Source organism: Nostoc sp. T09 (assembly GCF_002154695.1).
In the GTDB taxonomy this organism is placed as follows: Bacteria; Cyanobacteriota; Cyanobacteriia; order Cyanobacteriales; family Nostocaceae; genus Aulosira.
This window is the reverse complement of sequence record NZ_MTAV01000079.1, coordinates 1-20,624: the sequence shown is the minus strand read 5'-3', so window position 1 is coordinate 20,624 and position 20,624 is coordinate 1. Positions and strand designations below refer to the sequence as shown.

Genomic DNA, 20,624 nt, shown 5'->3' with positions numbered 1-20,624 from the left:
TCCTGCGGATACAGGCATTAACGATATTCTCGGTAATGGCGCGACAACTGCCAAAAGTATTGCCGAAAGCTGGGAGAATCAATGGCTAGATTTATTACAGAAAAATCCCAGTGAAAATATCTATGGTGCCTTAACAAATTTAGGCATATTTTTTGCAGTCGGAACTTTATTATTTTTCCTGCTCCAATGGTTAAAAGATGTTTTAGAAAGTGAATATTCTCGCCCTATATCATCAATGATTTGGCCATTTTTAGTGGTGATTCTGTTAAATAATTCTGGGGATGGCAGTATTCTTTCTAGCTTGACTTTAGGAGTACGCAACTTTATCAATTCTGTAAATCAACAAGTAGTTACCACAGCAGATGCTAATTCCGTTTATCAGCAAGCGCTGAATATGAGTGTTGCAGAAGAGGTGGCGGGTTCTTTACTGCGTCCTTGTCAATCATTGAATGGTGAACAACAATCTCAATGCTTTGCTAAAGCTACGGCAAAAATTAACAATCTCTGGCAAGAATACAAAAATTTATATGGGAATAAAACCTGGATTGAACGGCTAGAAACTAAGGTGAATCAGATTAGCTATGGTACAGGAAACATTTCCGAAAGTTCATTTAATGCTTTGTTAGGTTCAACAGTCCAAACTAGTATCAAAAACTTTTTAGTTTCATTACAATATGCTTTCCAAAATCTCATGGAGGCGACGATGTTACTGATAGCAGCTTTAGGACCGCTAGCGGTAGGTGGGTCTTTACTACCTGTAGCGGGTAAACCAATTTTTGCCTGGCTGACTGGGTTTATATCTGTAGGAATTGCCAAGATTTCATTCAATATTATTGCTGTTTTAACAGCCGCAGTCATTGTTAATGGTCCAGCACAGGATGCGAATGCCGATCCTGATTTAATGTGGTTCATGATATTTTTAGGAATTTTGGCACCAATTTTATCTTTATTGGTGGCGGCGGCTGGGGGATTTGCAGTTTTTAATGCGATTGGGAATACAGCTTCTTGGGTGAAAGAGAGAGTGTAAATGGTACGGTTACTAGAGAAGAAAAAACCTACGGTTAGTATTTTAACAACATTTGCAATTGCTACTTTTGGATTGCAGCTATTATTGTTGCTGTTTTTAATATTTCAAGGTTTGAATATTCGCCAGCTTAGTGTACGAAAACAGCCAAATTTTGTGCAGATGGTTGATGGGAAAGCTGTCAGTTCTACTGATGATTTAGCGCGAGAACCGGAGGTGATTCGCCAATTTGTTAGTAAAACGATGTCATCGATATTTAATTGGTCGGGAACACTACCACCACAAACTATTGAAGAGGTGGGTAGACCGCAACCAGACTTGGGAATACTGATAAAAACACCAGCAGGTGGGAGTGAAAAAGTTACTACTAGTAGTTGGGTAGCTAGTTTTGCCTTTGCTGAAGATTTTCGTAAGGGTTTTATTAGCCAAATTGCCCAGATGACACCACCAGAAGTTTTCTCGAATAATCCCCAACAAATTATCTCTGGACAATTAATTATTAAACGAGTTTATCCTCCGAAACAAATTGCGCCTGGAAAGTGGGAGGTGGGGATGGTCGCTGACTTGATTCAAAAGAAACAAGCTGATGGCAAAAGACTGATTGTACCTTTTAATAAAGATTTATTAGTGCGTGCGGTAGATTATTTTGATTATCCGCAAGCAGACAAAGCAACTGTTTTACAAAAAGCAATTTATACTGTGCGGGCTGACAAATTAGAAATTTATGAAATGCGAAATTTATGTTTATTGGATGCTTATGATAACTCGAATGGAGCGAAATCTAATCAATGTCTGAGTGAACCACAATCTGGTAACTTTAGTAGATAAATAATGCAACTACTTAAATCAGAAAATAAGAAGACTAGTATTTTACCAATGTTTGCAGTCGGCACATTAGGTTTACATGTGTTGACTTTGCTAGTATTGATGTTTCATTGGACGATTTTGCAGCGGTTAAATCGGCAAACTACATTGCAAAGTTTGGTACAACTTATTGATGGTCGTGCGATTACAGTCGACCCGCAGGAGAATTTAGAGCGCTATCCAGAGGCGATTCGGCGCTTTGTTGGTGAAACTATGACTTTGATGCTAACTTGGTCACAGCAACAGCCGCCAAAAACTGTTTGGGAGATTAGTTCTCAACTAGTAACTGAAGATTTTCAACCAAAATTAGCAGCAGAAATTACTAATTTAATTCCAGGCAAACAATTAGAGAATTTTAATAAATCAACTGAGCAGATATTAGTTATCCAGAGAATTTCTCAACCCACACAAGTGGCACCGGGGAAATGGCGCTTGCAGATGGTGGCTAATCAATTAATTTTTCATGGCTCCGATAGACTTGGTGAGTCGATTCCTGTTAATAAACACATTTTTGTCCAAGCCACGGATGAAATCGTCGCTGCTTTACCTAATGCTCCAGTTCCACTACAATTGGCTGCTTTCCGGATTTCTGAAGCTCGACTGCAAATTTATCGAATCTGTGACATAAAGGATAAAAGTTGTTCTGAAAGTTCACTCTAAGATGTAATATGACTCCCTATTCAAGTTCAGCAAGAAGTACTGTAAATGATAATTACCAACTAGAATTAGATGCTCTAGATTGGGAATTACGAATGGCCAAATTAGTTGGTTTAGAAAGTGAAGACTTATCTTCTGGAAGTGCCGAAGAAATAGAAGAAACAGCGGCTTTAGAACCGTCGCTTTCTCAACCACCAGAAGTTAAAACTGAGCAATCTCTTTCATCTAATCCCTTTGCTAAGTTAGGTTTAGTTGGTACTGCAAGTTTGGCAGTAGTTTTGTTTGCTGGTGGGTTTTTGACCCAGATTATGAGTGGCAGTAATCAAAAGCCAAAAAAGAAGAATATTTCCCCCGAAATTAAATCACCAGTAGTAGATGCATCTCTACCGCAAGAGCTAGAAATAGAAACTCTCAAAACAAAATTAGCTCTTACTGAACAAGCAGAGGCTGTGAAACTAGCACAACAACAGCTAAGAAATACACAGATTAAACAAGTTTCAATAGCCTCAAAACCTACTCCAAAAAGCAACGTACCCAGGATAGTTACAGTTGAGCGTATCGTTGACGTACCGCGTCCTCCACAAACAACTGCCTACTCTCAGCCTTTACCACCACCTCAGATGGTAGCTGTCAAGCCGGACATTCCATCACCACCGGTCAATGTCACTCCGCCACCTAAACTAGACCCATATCAGATGTGGTCAAATTTAGCCAAGTTAGGCAGTTACGGTCAGGTAAATGTTAACGACCAACCTCCAGGGAATATCAATTCTTCTGAAACGGCCAGCAATCCTAATAATCCCAACGCAAGTAATCCCAATGTAGAGCAACAGGCGGCTAACCCTCAGCCTAACCCAACAACAGGCACAGCAGAAACACCTACACCAGAAACGCCAACACCAGAAACTCTGACTGCCAGCAAAATAGACAAGCCAACTCTGATGGCCAATAAAGAAGCAAAGCAGAGTTCAAAATCCATCGCAGTAGGAACTAGTGTTAAAGCTGTGTTGGCAACAGCTGTATTTGGAGAAACTGCTAATTCCTCTAACAATGGCAACGACGGTCAAAACAATACATTTGTAGTCAGGTTACAAGAACCTTTGAAAGGTGTAGATGGAAACGTCGCCATACCTGCGGGTACTGAATTATTGACAGAAATTCGTTCTCTTTCTGAACAAGGTTTACTACAGTTAAATGTAGTGAAAGCGATCGCAAAAGATCAAAGCGGAATTACTGAGAATAGCTTACCCCCAAACGCACTGGTTATTCGCGGTTCCCAAGGTAAACCATTGGTAGCAAAACAATATCCTAATCGAGGATCGTCTATTGCCAGCATGGATATGGGAGTCTTTGTCTTGGGTGGTCTGGGTAAAGCCGCCGAGTTGTTGAATCGTAGTGAATCTCAAGTTGTGACTACCAATGCAGGCGGTACTATCGTTAGCAGTAATAACGCTCAACGCAACCTCTTGGCGGGAGTGTTGGAAGGTGGTATGAACACCGTAGTTCCCCAAATTGCACAACGCAATCAACAGGCAATTTCCGACATGATGCAGCGAACTAACGTATGGTTTTTACCAGCCGGTACAGAAGTGGAAATCTATGCCAATCAAGCAATGGAGTTTTAAGCATTGGTGATTGAGCAATGAAGTAGTGAACACCCTATAAGGGTGTTGCTACAAGAACAAAGCCTGCACAGGCAGGCTTATAGGCTAAAGGCGAAAAACTTTCTTGCAGTGCTGAATTTACCGCACTGGCTCACTTTTTACTTTTAAGGTAGCAGTACTAGCTATATTTCTTCCTATGTTGCAGCCATGAAAAAAAATATCCTTTTTACCAAAAATATCTCAAATAATTCTTATTTCCTGCCTCTGGTTTCTCTAAGTTTTGTAGCTGTAGTCTTAGTGGCTGGACGTGCTGTAGCTGAGAACGCCGTTCTGCGCTCGATTTTTTCTTGCCAAGCTCAAGGTTTAAGCGGAGTAGTACCAACCATAAAAATTTGGTATCAACAAGGTACAAACTTAAGCTTTATTCCATCTGGAGAAAAAATCAAAAAAGTTTGGTTAAATGACCCGTCGCAGGTAACTATAGATTTTGACGGGCCGATGTGTATGCAGTTTGGTCAAGGAGGAAATAGTACAGGAGATTGCCAAAACTCTTCAGCAAACGTAATTCAACTTAGACGAATTAAAAAACTGGCAATTCCTGGCGTCCCCGATACTAAAAATACACTTTTAACAGTAATTACCGAAGGTCAAGAAAAATCTAAGTTGTATACTTTTCGGATCTTATATGGAAATGGGAATCCGGAATATCATACTTTAGCAGTTTTCCCCGATACTCCCTCTCAGAGTGCCACACCTTGCGTTAAACTTCCGCAGTAATTGGGGATTGGGTCGGAGAAGGGAGATGAGGAAGACAATAAGACTTGAGGACGCGGAAAAATATTAAATGAAAAATCACAGATAACGCTATTGCCCGATCCCAAGCAGATATTATCTGCGTTTATCTGTGGTTTAATTTTTTAGACCATCAACTGATGCTGCGATCGCCTATTTTTTAGCCTGGTCTGAATATAATTAAATTAGTTGCAAGATAAATTTAACTTATTAATCCGCGATCGCCTAATTGCTGACTTTTGGCTTGTGTATAAAATTATCTTACTTCTGCCATCTCTAATGTAGCCTTAGGAAATTGGCTCTCTGGGTGGTAGTAAAATTTTTAACTAAGGGGAAATTGCTGAATTATCCCCTAGCTCTACATTGGCAGATGAAAAAATTCTTGCACTTCAATTCTTTGTATATCGAGCTTCCATATAATAATTGAAGAAGTGCAACAAAATGAAACATCAACCAAAATCCCTCGGCTGCCATCTTCTCTCCAACCTCACCCATTGCCGTGAAGAGTCTTAATTGTGGCAGAAACGATAAATTGGGTCTGGTTGGCATCTACGCGGTCCAATTCTAAATTTTCATGAACGGGAGAACACTGTAATCTATGGCAAGAATAGAAACCCGCACTGAACCTATGGTGCTCAATATGGGACCGCACCATCCCTCAATGCACGGGGTTCTGCGGCTAATTGTTACCCTGGATGGCGAGGATGTCATTGATTGTGAACCAGTAATTGGCTACCTGCACCGGGGAATGGAAAAAATTGCGGAAAACCGCACCACGATCATGTACGTCCCCTATGTGAGTCGGTGGGACTATGCAGCAGGGATGTTCAACGAAGCCGTCACTGTCAACGCCCCAGAAAAACTGGCAGGTGTCGCTGTACCCAAACGCGCCAGCTACATCCGCGTCATTATGCTGGAATTGAACCGCATCGCTAACCACCTGCTGTGGTTTGGTCCATTTCTGGCTGACGTGGGCGCTCAAACTCCCTTCTTCTACCAGTTCCGCGAACGGGAGATGATTTACGATTTGTGGGAAGCTGCTACTGGTTATCGCATGGTAAATAACAATTACTTCCGCGTTGGTGGCGTGGCAGTTGATTTGCCTTACGGTTGGGTAGATAAGTGCTTAGAATTCTGCGACTACTTCATACCCAAAGTTGACGAGTACGAAAAATTGGTTACTAATAACCCTATCTTCCGCCGTCGGATTGAGGGGATTGGCACAATCAGCCGCGAAGAAGCAATCAACTGGGGCCTTTCTGGTCCCATGTTACGCGCGTCTGGCGTCAAGTGGGACTTACGGAAAGTTGACCACTACGAATGCTACGACGACTTCGATTGGGATGTGCAGTGGGAAACTGCTGGCGATTGTTTTGCCCGTTACGTGGTGCGGATGCGGGAAATGCGCGAATCTGTGAAGATTATTCGCCAAGCAATTAAAGGACTTCCCGGTGGCCCTTACGAAAACCTCGAAGCCAAGCGTTTAGCTGCTGGGAAAAAATCAGAATGGGATGCTTTTGATTACCAGTACATCGGCAAAAAAGTTTCTCCCTCCTTTAAGATTCCCAAAGGAGAGATTTACGCCCGTGTAGAAAGCGGTAAAGGTGAACTGGGCATTTATCTAGTTGGTGATGATAATGTCTTCCCCGCACGGTGGAAGATTCGCCCAGCCGATTTCAACAACCTGCAAATTCTCCCTCACTTACTCCGGGGGATGAAGGTGGCAGATATTGTGGTAATTCTCGGCAGCATTGACGTGATTATGGGTTCTGTAGACAGATAAGTAGATTTGCTGGGTGTAAGCGTCAATATTTCGGTGACGCTTACACCTGGATTTATCTAATTCATGGATGAACGCTTTAGGAACTGTAAAAAATCAGCAGCCTTGGAATTAGTGCGATCGCCTGAAATCCACGACCAAGATTGTTTTTTCCCTACTAAATAAAAGAAAGGGGAGATTGTATAATCCGAAATGTATAATAATACCTCCCAGTCGGAACTGGCAGCGCAAAAGTCGAATGCATCGCTAAACCAGAGAACTTCTAAGCCATAGGCGATCGCTAAATTAGCTAGTTGCGATGCTGCTTCCTGAGTGATAGCATTCTGGGCTTTGATCTCCATATGCTTGCTGATGATGTAACGGAATCCTTGCTTGTAGAGATGTCCAATCCAACTGTCCGCCCAGATCGCTCTAGAGTTAGACTTTTCGCTGAACACTCGACCAGCTATTCCTTGTTGACATTCTAAGAAAACCTCTTCGCAATGCACCCCAAAAACCCCCACAACTAAACATTGAGGCGGCGGGCTTTCTCCATCTTCCAACAAATAACTATAGTACTCGTGCAAACTCTCCAGATTGGGTGAAGCATCCTTGACAAAAGCAGACCAAGGTACACGCTCACCCCAACCCGGTTGAGAAGTGTCCGCAACGAACCCAGGTGCAGCTATACCCATTTTCAATAGAAAATCACGGTAGTCTGATGGCAAAGTCAGCGCTGAAACTTGATATACAAGTTCAGCAAAAGCATCGACCTGTGCTGAAGAAGCCCCTTGAATTTCGCCAGGAAAGTTGGGGCGGTAGAGGGTTATTAGTTGAATAAAACCCTCGATACTGGGTTGGGACATAATTAAATTGTCCTGAATATTTTTAACAATAAAGAATACATCCGTCAGGAGTCAGAATTCTCTTGCTTGTATTCTGTGCGACTGGCGAATGAATGGGTTTAAGTCCCCCACCAAATCTATGATTTGGTGGTCTTCAATCAGTGGCGGGTTTAAATGCCCCACTTATTGCATTCTGAATTCTAAATTCTGAATTCTGAGTTCTGGTTTAATCAAATTGCAATCCTGACACGGCTTGCTCAATATCCAAGCTTAAATATTTATCTAGTGGCAGATACATCCAATTGAGAGATAGTTGTGGATCTTGGTTAGTCTTTTGAAAACCTAATGCTGATACTAGTTGTTCATCAGTTGGATGAATGACTAAGGTATAGATATCGCAAAGGTTAGGAAAATCAGCTTGGATGTTAACTAATGTCTTTTGCACATCCTTTAAGAATTCACAGACGTTAATTAACTGCTTGTAAGGTAAATCGATTTGCCAACTGCGGACAAAAATCGAAGTACAATTGCGATCGCCTTTTAAAGCAATTTGAAATGGGTCATCGTCCCAAGTTGCACTCAAGTGTAGGCTATTGCGCGGCGGGAGAAAGAAATTCGCTTCACATTCTCTCGCTACTGGATACAGAATATAAAAACCCACAGCATCTTGGGTATCGCTGCGACGCAAAACCCGCATTCCAGTGGGATATTGTTCTGCCCAACCACGTAGGATTCTGACAATTCTGTGAGGTAAAGCAGTAGCTTTTTTGTTCATCCAGTTGTAGTTGCGGGCTAAAAAACTAGCAACGGGGATAGCGTCAGTTCGGGGATTGAAGTCGTCTGGGAAAAACTCGATCGCGGCTTTAGCTGGGGTAGAGTCTTGCGGATTGGATAATAATGACCGAATGCGAATACAAGTTGTATTGCCATCAAAGTCTTTTTCAATTAGCCCTAACGCCACGAGCTTATCAATCATCATACCCGCCGAGCGATCGCTCCCCCGGTCGTCGTCACCATAAAAAACTTCTTGCGCTTCTCGATGGGTACAAGGAACAAACCCACTGGGTAACTCTAATTCTCTTAAAGGTTGCTTTAAATGCTGACCTAATTCTTGCCGTTGTTTGAGTAGTAAATAAGCCCACAGCTTGACAAAATATTCTGCCCGACGGCGTGTTATCCCAACTCGGCCTTGCAATTGAGAAACATATTTACGCTGTTGCTCAACAGAAAACCATTGGTTAATACTCTGCGGATTTATCATATAGCAAGACTCCTGACTATTCCCAGCTTGTGCAGCATCAGCCGTTTGAACCAAATATTGTGCTGTTACTTACTGCACCCATTAACTTGAGAAAAACTTCACCCTGCTTCAGGTAAATTCCGCAAACTTCAACTCACAAGATTTTATCTCAACAGCATTACTGTACTTACAGCTTACTCATTGCATAGACAGAATCTCGAAGATCAAAATTCAGCTATACACCTGATTGATATCACAGGTATCCCTGTTTGATTTTAACGCTGAGTTTTGGAGGAAAGTGACAATGTTATTTCCAGATGACGAAAAAAATTTAGATGCAGCTACCGCAAAAACTGCCAAAGACGATGGCTTGCAGCCTGTACCAAAAATCGATTTACTCCAAGCTATTATTGAAAGCTTTGTAGACGGCATATTTATAGTAACAACTGAAGGCAAGTTAATTTATACAAATGAGTTCGCTCGTTCTATTTCTCGTGAGTTAATGCCAAAAGAAGCTGCCAGTAATACAGTACCAGAAGAAATCTGGCGTGTTTGCCAATCCTTAATTGAAAGTCGTGAGTTATTTCCAGACGAGAAAATAATTATCGAATTTGAAATTGCACCAAAACCTACAGTTAAATTACGGCTAAGAGCTAGATGGTTAGAACTATGCGCCAGTAAACATAATTTTTTATTAGTGACTGTAGAAGATTGCAATCTGTATAGCAAAAGTATTGCGATCGCAGATGCTAAAAAATACAATTTAACAGACCGCGAAATAGAAGTTTGGCAGTTACGGCGCGCTAATCTTACTTATAGAGAAATTGCCAATCACCTTTACATTACTATTAACACAGTTAAAAAACACCTAAAAAATATTCATGCTAAACAGCAGGAAAAAAACAATATGAATGAATATAAAATTGCCTAGATAAAAAGTGCAAAAGCATCTGCCCAGATTCCCGACTTCTTAAAGAAGTCGGGAATCTAAACCCAGCTTAAGAAAGTAGCTTAAGAAAGTAGGGTGTGTTATGCCGTAGGCTAACGCACCGCTTTTTTTTGATAAATATATTGCGTTACACTTCATTAACGCACCTAGGAAAATTGGAGAATTTAATTTTTGATATTTCCTGACTCTATGCCAACTGATAATTCTCGGATTGTTACTTATAGCCCAGCTTATACAATCGTCCCTACTTATGAATGCTTTAATCGCTGTACTTACTGTAACTTTCGCACCGACCCAGGTAAAAGTCCCTGGCTAACTCTATCAGCAGCAGAAAGTATTTTAAAGCAACTTCAAAGCGAAAATATTTGTGAAATTCTCATTCTCAGTGGAGAAGTACATCCTAATTCACCAAAACGCGATGAGTGGTTTCAACGCATATATGACTTGTGCGAATTAGCATTGACAATGGGATTTCTCCCCCACACCAACGCCGGGCCACTCAGCTTTGCAGAAATGCAAAAGCTAAAGAATGTTAATGTCTCAATGGGGTTAATGTTAGAGCAAATCACCCCAAAATTATTAAATACAGTCCATCGATACGCGCCGAGTAAATTACCAGAATTGCGGTTGCAACAATTAGAATGGGCAGGAGAATTACAGATTCCCTTTACCACAGGGATACTATTAGGAATTGGAGAAACATTTGATGATTGCTGGGAAACTTTAACAGCCATATCTCAAATACATCAGCGTTATCATCACATTCAAGAAGTTATCTTACAACCCCATAGCCCAGGAAATCAGCAAAGCTTTGATGCACCTCCTTTTGACCCCCATCAACTACCGAAAGTAATTGCCAAAGCACGCCAAATTTTACCCACAGATATTACAATTCAAATTCCGCCGAATTTGGTAAAAGATGAGCAATGGTTACTCGCTTGTATAGAGGCTGGTGCGAGAGATTTAGGCGGAATTGGGCCAAAAGACGAAGTGAATCCTGATTATCCCCATGTTCAAGAGCAGGAATTAAGAGAAATTTTACAGCCTGCGGGGTGGGAATTAGTGCCGCGTTTACCTGTTTATCCGCAGTTTGATGATTGGCTGTCTGGCGATTTGCAAGAGGCGGTGACGCGATCGCGAAAGACTTTACAGTGATTTTCAGTTTTGTATACTCTGGGGTCTTTGTGCTTCATTAATGAGGATATTTTCTTCGTGAATGAGGCTTTGAGCTTCATTCTTTAAGTAGGGTGTGTTATGCCGCAGGCTAACGCACCGTAAATTATCAATGGTGCCTAACTCTGAGCAATAACACACCCGACAATTTAATTCTCTACATCTCTCGGTAAGTTTGAGATAATATGGCGCTAACCTGAGAAATTTAGATTTATGACCCAGGATTTTGCCTTTTTAAAGCGGATATACAATGCTTTTGACCCATTTCGCCCCTTACCCGCAGGAGATCCCGCTTATGTTGATTGTACAGAAGTGCGGGGAGATGGGGACATATTAGTAGAAGTAGGTAGAGAGATTTTATATTCAGACAGAATGACCTCTCAATTGTATGCAGGTCATCGCGGTGCTGGAAAGTCAACAGAACTACTGCGGCTTCAGCAATATTTAGATGAGCAAGGTTGCTTTGTAGTTTATTTTCCCGCCGATGAACAAGATATCGATCCAGAAGATGCCCAATATACTGATATTCTTTTAGCTTGTACCCGCCACTTACTAGAAGCATTAAAAGATAGCACTTCTCCAGCTAGTTTGTTGAACTGGTTAAACGAACGTTGGCAAGATTTAAAAGATTTAGCATTAACAGAAGTCTCCTTACAAAGCTTAAGTATAGAAGGGCAAATTGCCCAATTCGCCAAATTAACAGCAAATCTGCGCACAGAACCCACGCAACGGCAAAAAATACGTGAGCGAGTCAATCCGCATACAATTACTTTGATTGCAGCTTTAAATGAGTTTATTAAAGATGCCAAAAAGAATTTACCTTCAGGATATTCTCAACTTGTATTAATTGCTGATAACCTCGACCGGATTGTACCCATACCTCAAGAAGATGGACGCAGCAATCACGACCAAATTTTTCTCGACCGTAGCGAACAACTCCAAGCTCTAGACTGTCATTTGCTGTACACAATACCCATTTCTTTGCTTTATTCTAATCGCGCCGCAGACCTAGCCAATATTTATGGTAATACTCAGGTATTGCCCATGATTATGGTGCAAACGCCTGATAATCAACCATACCAACGGGGTATTAATAAAGTTATAGAAATACTGCAAAAACGTCTGAGTTTGATAGACCCTAGTTTATCTGTGGTAGATATGTTTGAGCAGCGAGAAGCTTTAGAAAGACTATGCCTTATGAGTGGAGGTCATGTGCGAAATTTATTATTATTAATGAAGGAGGCAATTAAATACACTAACAGTCTACCCATACCTACCAGAGCCTTACAACGTTCAATGAGCGAGTTGCGAAATACTTATCGAAATACTGTTTTTGCTAATGAATGGGAAGCACTGGCAACTGTGTATCATTCTAAAGAAATAGAAAATGATGCACTGTATCGAGGCTTATTATTTAATCGCTGTATTTTAGAATATCGTTATTTAAATGGAGATGGAGAAAGTCAAGTTTGGTATGATATTCATCCTCTCATTAAGGGAATTAAAGAATTCCAAGATACCTTTAATCGACTGTATCCGGCATAAAAATAAACAAAAATGGTATTAACAATACTTTCACCAAAATGCAAAAACCTAGTACTCGCTGCAAGATACCCGACTTCTTGAAGAAGTCGGGTATCTGACCCCTCGTAACCCTATAAGGCATTACAAAGCTAAGATTATGACCCTAGAACTGACGGATTGGGATCAGGATTTACCATCACAAGGAGATGAAGAATATCAAGCCTTAGTCCGCACTCTTAATTTTACAGAAGGGTTTGGCTTATTATTTGTCCGTTGTTCTCCGGCTGAGGGTGAGCAGTTAATTACCAAAGTAAAAGAAGATATTCCCAATAAGAATATCGAAGTTCTACGGGTTGAGCAAGCTGTCACTAATTTATATGAAATTATTGATAATTTAGATAATAAAGAAAAGACAAATATTTTGTTTATTACAGGATTAGAGCATTCATTTTATAAATATGAAGAATGCAAAAACTTAACGGGTTGGAATAGTAGAGATATTTATTCATATAGTTGGAAAGGCGTACCGCCTGTTTTAATTAACCTCAATCAACAGCGAGAACGGTTTAAAGAGAACTTTAATATCTGTTTTGTGTTCTTGCTACCGATATTTGCAATTAAATATTTTATTCAACGTGCGCCTGATTTTTTTGACTGGCGTTCTGGTTTGTTTGAATTTCCTATAGATTCAGAAACTTTAGAACAAGAGTCATCGCGTATGATGCAGGATGGAGATGATGAAAAATATCTCACCCTAACGCCAGAAGAAAGAACTCAACAAATAATAGCAATTCAAGAATTAATAGCAGAAGACCATCAAACACATGACCGTCAATATGACTTATTAATTAAATTGGGGAAATTACATTCTGCTGGACAGCATTATAAAGAAGTGATCGCATCCTATGACAAAGCACTAGAAATTAAACCTGATTCACAGGAAGCTTGGTTCTTCCGGGGGAATACGCTACGGAATTTAGAACGCAATGAAGAAGCGATCACTTCCTACGACAAAGCACTATCAATAAAACCTGATTACCATGAAGCTTGGAAGCATCGAGGAATTGCACTCAGAAGATTAGAACGTTATGAAGAAGCGCTTAATTCTTTTGACAAAGCATTAGAAATTAAACCTGATGATCCTCGATCTTGGAACAACCGAGGGTATGCACTCAGAAGATTAGGACGTTATGAAGAAGCAATTGCTTCTTACGAAAAAGCTATTCAAATTAAACCTGATTACAATGATGCTTGGTTTAATAAAGGTGATTGTCAATATTATGCTAAAGATTTATATAATGCTCTGTATTCTTTTGAAAAAACAGTTGAGATTGAACCAAATAATCCAAAAAATTTAACTGAAAAAGGTAGTGTACTCATGGAGTTAGGGCAAATTGAGGAAGCACTAAAATGTTTTAATCAAGCATTAGAAATTCAACCTTTATTGAGCCGTAGTTGGAGTAGCAAAGGCGTTGCACTGTATTTATTAGGACATCATGAAGAATCACTCAAATGCCATATCCGCGCAATAGAGATTCAATCTGATAATCCGAGAGCCTGGACAAATAAGGGTTGGGTACTTACTGGGTTAGGGTACACAGAAGAAGGTCTAATATGTTATGAAAAAGCAATAGAGATTAGCCCTAATGACTATGTAGTATGGAACAATAAGGGGGATGCATTATTGCATTTAGGACGCTATGAGGAAGCGATTCGCTCCTACGACAAAGCGCTGAAAATTCATCCTAGTCTCTACTATACTTGGAAGAACAGAGGAAATGCACTAAAGAGTTTAGGAAACTATAAAGAAGCAATCACCTCATACACGAAGGTATTGGATATTCAAGCTGATAACCATCAAGCTTGGAACAATAAGGGGGATGCATTATTTCATTTAGGGCACTATGAAGAAGCAATTAACGCCTACAATAAAGTATTGGAAATGAAATCTGATTTCCACCAAGCTTGGTATAATAAAGCTTGTTCTTATAGTCTTCAAGGTAACATTGAGCAGGCTTTAGAAAATCTGCAACAAGCAATTAATCTAAATCCTGACAAATATCGAGAAATGGTAAAAACTGACTCTGATTTTGATAGCATTCGTGATGATGAGCGCTTTCAAGAATTGATTCAAGGATAGCTAATGAGTAATTAAAATATATGTCACACCTCATCAATATTGAACAAGCTATATTAGAAAAACTCCGCAGTCTCTCCCATGATAAGCAACAAGAAGTGCTGAATTTTGTTGAGTTTCTTGTTCAAAAAACTGGAAATCAAAACCAGTTAGCTAATGAAACTATATCCCAACCTCAACAACGGTTATCTCTCCAAGAAATTGCTAGGCTACCACTAGCAGAACGCCACAAAATCCTAGAACCTTTTATTGCCGCTACATCTGAAGATTTTTTAACTGACCCTGAATTAACAGAGTTTTCGGTTTTAGACGGTGAAGACTGGGAGATAAGCAAGATTTAATTCTCTTTGTTGATTATGCTTGTGAAAACAAAAACTCAAAATAAAAGCGCTCGCCATAAATTAGTTTTATAAATTTTCCAACACTGCTTGAAACTGCTCCGGTGTTAGCTCAATTTCTCTGAGAATTTCTCTAATTAGCGGACGGGCAATATCTCTACCTGGATGGTTAGGTACTGTTGTTGTTCTACCATCCGTATGTCTATAAAATACATGACTTCCTTTTTGTCGAACAGCCTCAAAGCCAAGGCTGAGAAGTACTTTCTCCATCGTTTTAAAGTTGACAATGGGAAGCCGACTCATACTGCTACCTCAATCTGCTGCAATCCTACGAACTGAGGTAAATCTTCTATTGAATCTTTATACTCTTCTAAACACAACTCTAAAACTTCTTTAAGATTTACTTGGAGTTCATCTAAAGTAGCTCCCTGAGTATGAGCGCCAGGAATACCGGGTACAATACCCACATATAACTTTGTTTCTGCATCCCACTCAATATAAGCTGTAAAAGTTTTCATGATTTGCTCTTTAACAACTGAACAGTTTATAACACGCAGTATTTTTCTCACAGAAGTAAGATAACTACGACATCACACCAGTACTTTAGCAAAAACTCAAATTCAAAGCGATCGCTCTTTCCCCATCCCCGCATCTGACACAGAAGCGATAAAACACCACCGCTACAATATAAATAAATACAATACAAAGTGTACTAGTTAATCTATGACTCTCCAAGAACTAGAAAATCAAATCCTCGCACTACTTCCAAAAGAAAAAGCAGCAATTATCCAAAGCCTAACTCAAAGCATCAACATTGGAGCAAAAGGTATCACTAAAATACCAGGTGTTTGTGGTGGAGAAGCTTGTATTGCTGGAACTCGTATTGCAGTTTGGCTATTAGTTGAAGCACGCCGTTTGGGAATTACTGAAGTCCAACTTTTGCAAGATTATCCTCATATTAGTGCAGCAGATTTAGTTAATGCTTGGATATATGCAGATGCTTATCCTCAAGAAATTGAAGCTGCTATCAGTGCTAATGAGGTTGCTTAAATCATGGCGCGTTTATACGCTGATGAAATGTTCCCCCAGCAAGTAAGCGAATTGTTACGAACAATGGGACATGATGTTTTAACAGTACAGGAAGCTGGTAATGCAAATTTAGGTATTCCGGATGACGAAGTGTGAGCCTTTGCAATCAGCGATAATCGAACTGTCATAACACTAAATCGTCAAGATTTTATCAAACTGCATAGAAGCTCACCCGAACATTTAGGTATTATTGTTTGTACAAATGATACTGATAGGTATCGAATGGCAACTCGAATTAATGAAGCAATTAATCAAGAAGAATCATTGACAGGTAAGTTGATTCGCGTTGTACGTCCTAATAGTTGAATTACAAAACCTGCATATGGTGGGCATTGCCCACCCTACAATTAAATTGAATTAACATAATCTATTAAACAAATCGCCCTGCACCTTTAAGCGCAGGGCGTTAATTTTAGATTAATTGCAAATCCCAACAAGATTACTTGCCGTTACCGTTACTATGGCCATTGCCATTACCAGCAAGCACACGTTCAGCGAGTTTTTCTGGTACTTCTTGCAGATGGTCATATTCCCAGTGGAAAGAACCAACGCCGAGAGTGAGCGATCGCAGCTCTACAATAAAGTCTTGCATCTCGGCTTGAGGCAAGTAAGCTGAGATATTATCCCAACCTTGCCAATCATTTCTGCCTTCATAGCCCAAAATTTGCCCCCGTCTACCACTGAGAAGTTGCAGCGCTTTCGAGGTAAATTCGCTAGGTGTGGTTACTTGCACTTTCAAAATCGGTTCTAGGAGGGTGGGTTGGGCTTGGGGTATCCCCGTTTGCATTGCCAATCTAGCAGCTTGTTTAAAAGCTTGTTCGGAACTATCAACGGTGTGGTAAGAACCGTTTGTTAGGGTTACAGACACATCCACAATTGGGAAGCCCAAAGGCCCGTGTGCCAAAAATTCCCGCACGCCCATTTCTACGCCAGGAATATACTGTCTGGGAACTACGCCACCAACAATGGTTTCCCGGAAGTTAAAGCCTTCGCCACGTGGTAAGGGCTGAATATCGAGGAAAACATCGCCAAATTGCCCGTGTCCACCGCTTTGGTGCTTATAGCGTCCATGAACTGCTGCTACAGGCTTACGGATGGTTTCTTTGTAAGGCACTTGTGGCATGTGGGTTGTCATGGGCAGATTATATTTTCGTCGCAGTCTATCTAAGGCGACTTGCAGATGAATTTCACCTTGTCCCCAAAGAATAACTTCGTGGGTGTCGCCATGTTGTTCCCAAGCCAGAGAAGGATCTTCTTCCAATAGTTTGGCGATCGCACTGCTGAGTTTCACTTCATCATTGCGCTTTTCGGGTGTGATGGCGAGGGCGTAAACAGGTTCTAAGTGTTCGGCTTTGGGTAATTCCACTTTTAATTGGGGATCTGTGGAGAGGATATCTCCGGTTTTCACACCTTCTAAACGGCTGATAGCGACAATTTCACCAGCTAAAACTTCATTAACTGACTGCTGTTGTTGTCCCATGAGGCGATAAATACCACCTGCACGAATACCGTTGAGGACAATACCATCGGTTAATTTGCCTTGCCAAACCCGCACTAAGGAGAGTTTGCCACCTTGGGGAGTATAGTAAGTCTTTAATACCTGGGCGATCGCAGTATTGCCTGCTTTAGTTAAACGACGTGCTGCTGTAGTTTCAGGTTCAGGTGCTTCCCGTACCAAGGCTTCTAATAAAGGTCTTACACCATAATCTTGTTCAGCCACACCAAAGAATACGGGCACTACCAAATCTGCCCCTAATTCCATTTTTAAATCTTTGAGGATTTCTTCTTGGGGTGGTTCGATATCTTCTAAAAGTTCTTCCAATAAGTGGTCATCAAAATTTGCTAAAGCTTCGAGCATTTCTGCCCGTGCTGTATGTTCTTCTTCTTTTAAATTTTCGGGGAAGGGAATCAGGTCAGCTGGTGCGCCTGCATGATATTGATATGCCTGTTCACTCACCATATCAATAAAGCCTGTTAGCTGTTCCCCCTGCATGATGGGATATTGATGGGCTACTAGGGGACGGCTGGAAACGGCTTTCAGGGCGTGCAATGTTTCGAGAACATGAATATTTGCCCGATCCATTTTATTAACAAAGACGATGTGGGGAATTTCCCAATCGTCCAGGAATTTAAACAGAGGTGCTAGGGTGAGGACGCGATCGCGGATGGGTTCGCAAACTACAATTGCCGCATCGACTCCCATGAGGGCGTTATAGGTTTCTTGGACAAATTCTACACTGCCGGGACAGTCAATAAAGTTAAAGCACAGGTCGTTATACTCAGCGCTAGCCGCGCTTACTTCTACACTCATGTGGCGATCGCGCGATTCATTCGCACTATCTCCTACTGTGTTACCTTCCTTGACACTGCCTTTCCGGGAAATCGCCCCTGTGACAGATAACAGACTTTCTAGTAAAGTCGTTTTTCCACTCAAATAAGGACCGACAATTGCAACATTCCGCGAACCCGATTTTACTTTTTCGTTCATAAAACCTCCCTTGCGGTAAGACACCACTAACCGCATTATCCTGTGTATGCAAGGATAGAAAATGGTTCTCTGAAGGAGAATCATCTCCTCTTTAACCTGTTATTATCCTCCCTTTAATCAGTGCAATTAAAAATCGTAGTTTGTTGTAAGATTTAGCTAAAGAAAAGTTAATAAACTCAAACTTTAATACAGAATTTTGAATTTTTGTTAAAAGCGTCTATTTCCCAAAACAGTTTGTGAAGAAAAATGAACTGAAAGCGTTGCTACTCAAAAAAAGTAATGGGATTATTTAATCAATATCATATAGCTAGGAAGGTACAAGAAGGCAGAAGGCAGAAGGCAGGAGGCAGAAGGAAATTCAGCTTGATTCAGAAGATTTTGCACCTTAATAATTATTTCCGCTATGCTGTACTGATAAGTTTGATTCTGCTTGGTGAAAGCTTAATCTATTCATCTCCCAGTCTTTCTGTCTCTCCACCAGATTTGCTGGCACAAACTGGTGCTCAACCTGCTATAGACGTACTAAATCAAGGCTTACAGGCAATTCAAGTCGGTAGAGTTCAAGATGCGATCGCTTTATTTAGAAAAGCAACTCAGCTAGATCCGAGATTGGCACCAGCCCACTATAATTTGGGGTTAGCGTTACGGCAAGCTGGACAATTACAACCTGCGGCAGATGCATTTTATCAAGCAACGCAAGCCGATCCTAAGTTTGCTCCCGCTTTCGCAAATTTAGGCGGCTCGTTATTAGAAGGGAATAATTTACAGTTAGCAAATGATTACTTACAACGGGCAATAGAACTAGATTCTAAACTGGGTTTTGCTCACTATAACTTGGGATTGCTCAGAGAACAGCAACGAGATTGGGATAGAGCGATCGCATCCTTTAAAAAAGCAATGCAGTATAGCCAAAATGCACCAGAGCCTGCTTACCATTTAGGTATATCTTATCTGCAACAAGGTAAAATCGATCAAGCAAAAGATGCCTTTCGCAAAGCGCTGCAAATTAATCCCAAATATCCAGAAGCTCACTACAACCTTGGTTCAATTTGGTTTCAACAAGGTAAATTAACAGAAGCCTTAGAATCCTTTAGAAAATCAGCCGCATCTAACTCTAATTATGCCAACGCTTATTACGGCGCAGGGTTAGTTTTTATGCAATTAAAAAAGTATCCAGAGGCGGCACAAGTATTTCAATATGCCAGAGATTTATATAAGGCTCAGGGTAATCCCCAATGGGGTAGGAATGCCGAGCAATTGTTGCAACAAGCACAAAATTTAAATTACCAACCTCGCTGAGGCGCGAATCCTTAACAGTGCGCAACAATAGGGTTATTGGGTGGACTAGCTGGTGTGGTCGAAACCTATCCCGATCGTAATGGTAAGGTACATGCAAAAGCGCGTTAAAAGTCGATTTTTATTTTGCGATCGCTGGTTTGATCGTCATGCGATCGTTCGCAACATGGAGGCATTCCAAGACTTAATTGTAATTGTCTTGTGTTTAGGTTTATTCGCTGTCATGTTGCTCCAATTATGGGGCATAGTTATTGCTCTGACACAGCCCTTAGACTACAAAGTAGTAACAGCAAAAATACTATTTGTCTTGATTTTGGTTGAATTATTTCGACTGCTGATGGTTTACTTGCAAGAACATAGTATTTCTGTTGGGGTAGCAGTCGAAGTCACAATTGTATCTGTGTTGAGAGAAGTAGTTGTTCACGGTGCATTAGAAATTTCTTCACTTCAAACAGCAGCAATTTGTGGCTTATTGTTTATTCTAGGTGGGCTACTGATAGTATGTGCCAAAACGCCACATATGGATTGTATGAGTGCTAATACAAAGTTTTGCCCAATTGCTTATTCAGGAAGAGAACGGCAAAACCAGTTGGAATTTCAATATTCACGTCGCTGTGATGAAAATCAACCTCTGTCATAGGATAAGCTGTTACACACCTAATTCGCACTTTTTTCTCTAAGCCATAGCTACAAGCCTTGAGCTATTGGTACAAAGCCTATTAAAGCAAGCTTTGTACCAATAGCTGATACCATTTCACCTTAATAATGATACAAATACCCGGGTAAGGGTTTAGCAATGCTCATTGGTGTCAACTTAAGAAGATAAAGCCCAAATTTGTTGGGTG

General features: G+C 40.7%; 19 protein-coding genes and 1 pseudogene. 15 read left to right on the top strand and 5 right to left on the bottom strand.

The window, feature by feature from the left end; genetic code table 11:
- The 6 genes from BV372_RS17020 to BV372_RS16990 all read left to right on the top strand — a co-directional run.
- Window positions 1-1,027: hypothetical protein (locus tag BV372_RS17020; protein WP_373270777.1), on the top strand; the 1,027-nt coding region annotated here is incomplete at its 5' end.
- A complete protein-coding gene (locus BV372_RS17015; RefSeq protein WP_086687680.1) occupies window positions 1,028-1,852 on the top strand; it encodes a hypothetical protein in 825 nt (274 codons plus the stop codon).
- A gap of 3 nt (window positions 1,853-1,855) precedes the next feature.
- Complete coding sequence (locus tag BV372_RS17010) at window positions 1,856-2,548, top strand: hypothetical protein (RefSeq protein WP_086687679.1); 693 nt, start codon at window positions 1,856-1,858, stop codon at window positions 2,546-2,548.
- A gap of 8 nt (window positions 2,549-2,556) precedes the next feature.
- Complete coding sequence (locus BV372_RS17005) at window positions 2,557-4,170, top strand: TrbI/VirB10 family protein (RefSeq protein WP_086687678.1); 1,614 nt, start codon at window positions 2,557-2,559, stop codon at window positions 4,168-4,170.
- 186 nt (window positions 4,171-4,356) lie between these two features.
- Window positions 4,357-4,926: a hypothetical protein gene (locus BV372_RS17000; protein WP_086687677.1), complete on the top strand. Its 570-nt coding sequence runs from the start codon at window positions 4,357-4,359 to the stop codon at window positions 4,924-4,926.
- A 613-nt stretch (window positions 4,927-5,539) separates the two neighbouring features.
- A complete protein-coding gene (locus BV372_RS16990; RefSeq protein ID WP_086687675.1) occupies window positions 5,540-6,724 on the top strand; it encodes an NAD(P)H-quinone oxidoreductase subunit H in 1,185 nt (394 codons plus the stop codon).
- Between the two features lie 56 nt (window positions 6,725-6,780).
- Here BV372_RS16990 and BV372_RS16985 read toward each other — a convergent pair whose 3' ends face one another.
- Window positions 6,781-7,566 carry a hypothetical protein gene (locus BV372_RS16985; protein ID WP_086687674.1) on the bottom strand — a complete coding sequence of 262 codons (786 nt, stop codon included), beginning with the start codon at window positions 7,564-7,566 and terminating at the stop codon, window positions 6,781-6,783.
- 205 nt (window positions 7,567-7,771) lie between these two features.
- On the bottom strand, window positions 7,772-8,803 hold the full coding sequence (locus tag BV372_RS16980) for a hypothetical protein (RefSeq protein ID WP_086687682.1): 1,032 nt from the start codon (window positions 8,801-8,803) through the stop codon (window positions 7,772-7,774).
- A 286-nt stretch (window positions 8,804-9,089) separates the two neighbouring features.
- Here BV372_RS16980 and BV372_RS16975 point away from each other — a divergent pair, with 286 nt between their 5' ends.
- The 5 genes from BV372_RS16975 to BV372_RS16955 all read left to right on the top strand — a co-directional run bounded on the left by BV372_RS16975 (window position 9,090) and on the right by BV372_RS16955 (window position 14,909).
- On the top strand, window positions 9,090-9,716 hold the full coding sequence (locus BV372_RS16975; protein WP_086687673.1) for a helix-turn-helix transcriptional regulator: 627 nt from the start codon (window positions 9,090-9,092) through the stop codon (window positions 9,714-9,716).
- 207 nt (window positions 9,717-9,923) lie between these two features.
- Window positions 9,924-10,889 carry a 7,8-didemethyl-8-hydroxy-5-deazariboflavin synthase subunit CofG gene (cofG, locus tag BV372_RS16970; RefSeq protein ID WP_086687672.1) on the top strand — a complete coding sequence of 322 codons (966 nt, stop codon included), beginning with the start codon at window positions 9,924-9,926 and terminating at the stop codon, window positions 10,887-10,889.
- Window positions 10,890-11,120: 231 nt separating this feature from the next.
- The gene (locus BV372_RS16965; RefSeq protein ID WP_086687671.1) at window positions 11,121-12,452 is read left to right on the top strand and encodes an AAA family ATPase; all 1,332 of its coding nucleotides are present in this window, start codon (window positions 11,121-11,123) and stop codon (window positions 12,450-12,452) included.
- Between the two features lie 136 nt (window positions 12,453-12,588).
- Complete coding sequence (locus tag BV372_RS16960) at window positions 12,589-14,571, top strand: tetratricopeptide repeat protein (RefSeq protein WP_086687670.1); 1,983 nt, start codon at window positions 12,589-12,591, stop codon at window positions 14,569-14,571.
- Window positions 14,572-14,591: 20 nt separating this feature from the next.
- Complete coding sequence (locus BV372_RS16955; protein WP_086687669.1) at window positions 14,592-14,909, top strand: DUF2281 domain-containing protein; 318 nt, start codon at window positions 14,592-14,594, stop codon at window positions 14,907-14,909.
- Between the two features lie 66 nt (window positions 14,910-14,975).
- Here the strand turns inward: BV372_RS16955 and BV372_RS16950 are convergent, their stop codons facing one another.
- Both BV372_RS16950 and BV372_RS16945 read right to left on the bottom strand, forming a co-directional pair.
- The gene (locus BV372_RS16950) at window positions 14,976-15,209 is read right to left on the bottom strand and encodes a type II toxin-antitoxin system HicA family toxin (RefSeq protein WP_086687668.1); all 234 of its coding nucleotides are present in this window, start codon (window positions 15,207-15,209) and stop codon (window positions 14,976-14,978) included.
- Window positions 15,206-15,424 (bottom strand): type II toxin-antitoxin system HicB family antitoxin, encoded by a 219-nt coding sequence (locus BV372_RS16945; RefSeq protein ID WP_086687667.1) that lies wholly within the window; start codon window positions 15,422-15,424, stop codon window positions 15,206-15,208. Before BV372_RS16945 ends, BV372_RS16950 begins: the two co-directional genes overlap by 4 nt.
- Window positions 15,425-15,629: 205 nt before the next feature.
- On the opposite strand from BV372_RS16945, the gene BV372_RS16940 reads away from it, so the two are divergent.
- Together BV372_RS16940 and BV372_RS16935 are read left to right on the top strand one after the other, a co-directional pair.
- The gene (locus BV372_RS16940) at window positions 15,630-15,956 is read left to right on the top strand and encodes a DUF433 domain-containing protein (RefSeq protein ID WP_086687666.1); all 327 of its coding nucleotides are present in this window, start codon (window positions 15,630-15,632) and stop codon (window positions 15,954-15,956) included.
- A gap of 3 nt (window positions 15,957-15,959) precedes the next feature.
- Window positions 15,960-16,301, top strand: a pseudogene (locus tag BV372_RS16935) (DUF5615 family PIN-like protein).
- A gap of 133 nt (window positions 16,302-16,434) precedes the next feature.
- Here BV372_RS16935 and BV372_RS16930 read toward each other — a convergent pair.
- Window positions 16,435-18,483 carry an elongation factor G gene (locus BV372_RS16930; protein ID WP_086687681.1) on the bottom strand — a complete coding sequence of 683 codons (2,049 nt, stop codon included), beginning with the start codon at window positions 18,481-18,483 and terminating at the stop codon, window positions 16,435-16,437.
- A gap of 363 nt (window positions 18,484-18,846) precedes the next feature.
- Here BV372_RS16930 and BV372_RS16925 point away from each other — a divergent pair, with 363 nt between their 5' ends.
- Together BV372_RS16925 and BV372_RS16920 are read left to right on the top strand one after the other, a co-directional pair.
- A complete protein-coding gene (locus BV372_RS16925; protein WP_373270776.1) occupies window positions 18,847-19,782 on the top strand; it encodes a tetratricopeptide repeat protein in 936 nt (311 codons plus the stop codon).
- A 91-nt stretch (window positions 19,783-19,873) separates the two neighbouring features.
- Window positions 19,874-20,419 carry a phosphate-starvation-inducible PsiE family protein gene (locus BV372_RS16920; protein WP_086687664.1) on the top strand — a complete coding sequence of 182 codons (546 nt, stop codon included), beginning with the start codon at window positions 19,874-19,876 and terminating at the stop codon, window positions 20,417-20,419.
- The last annotated feature ends 205 nt before the right edge of the window (window positions 20,420-20,624 follow it).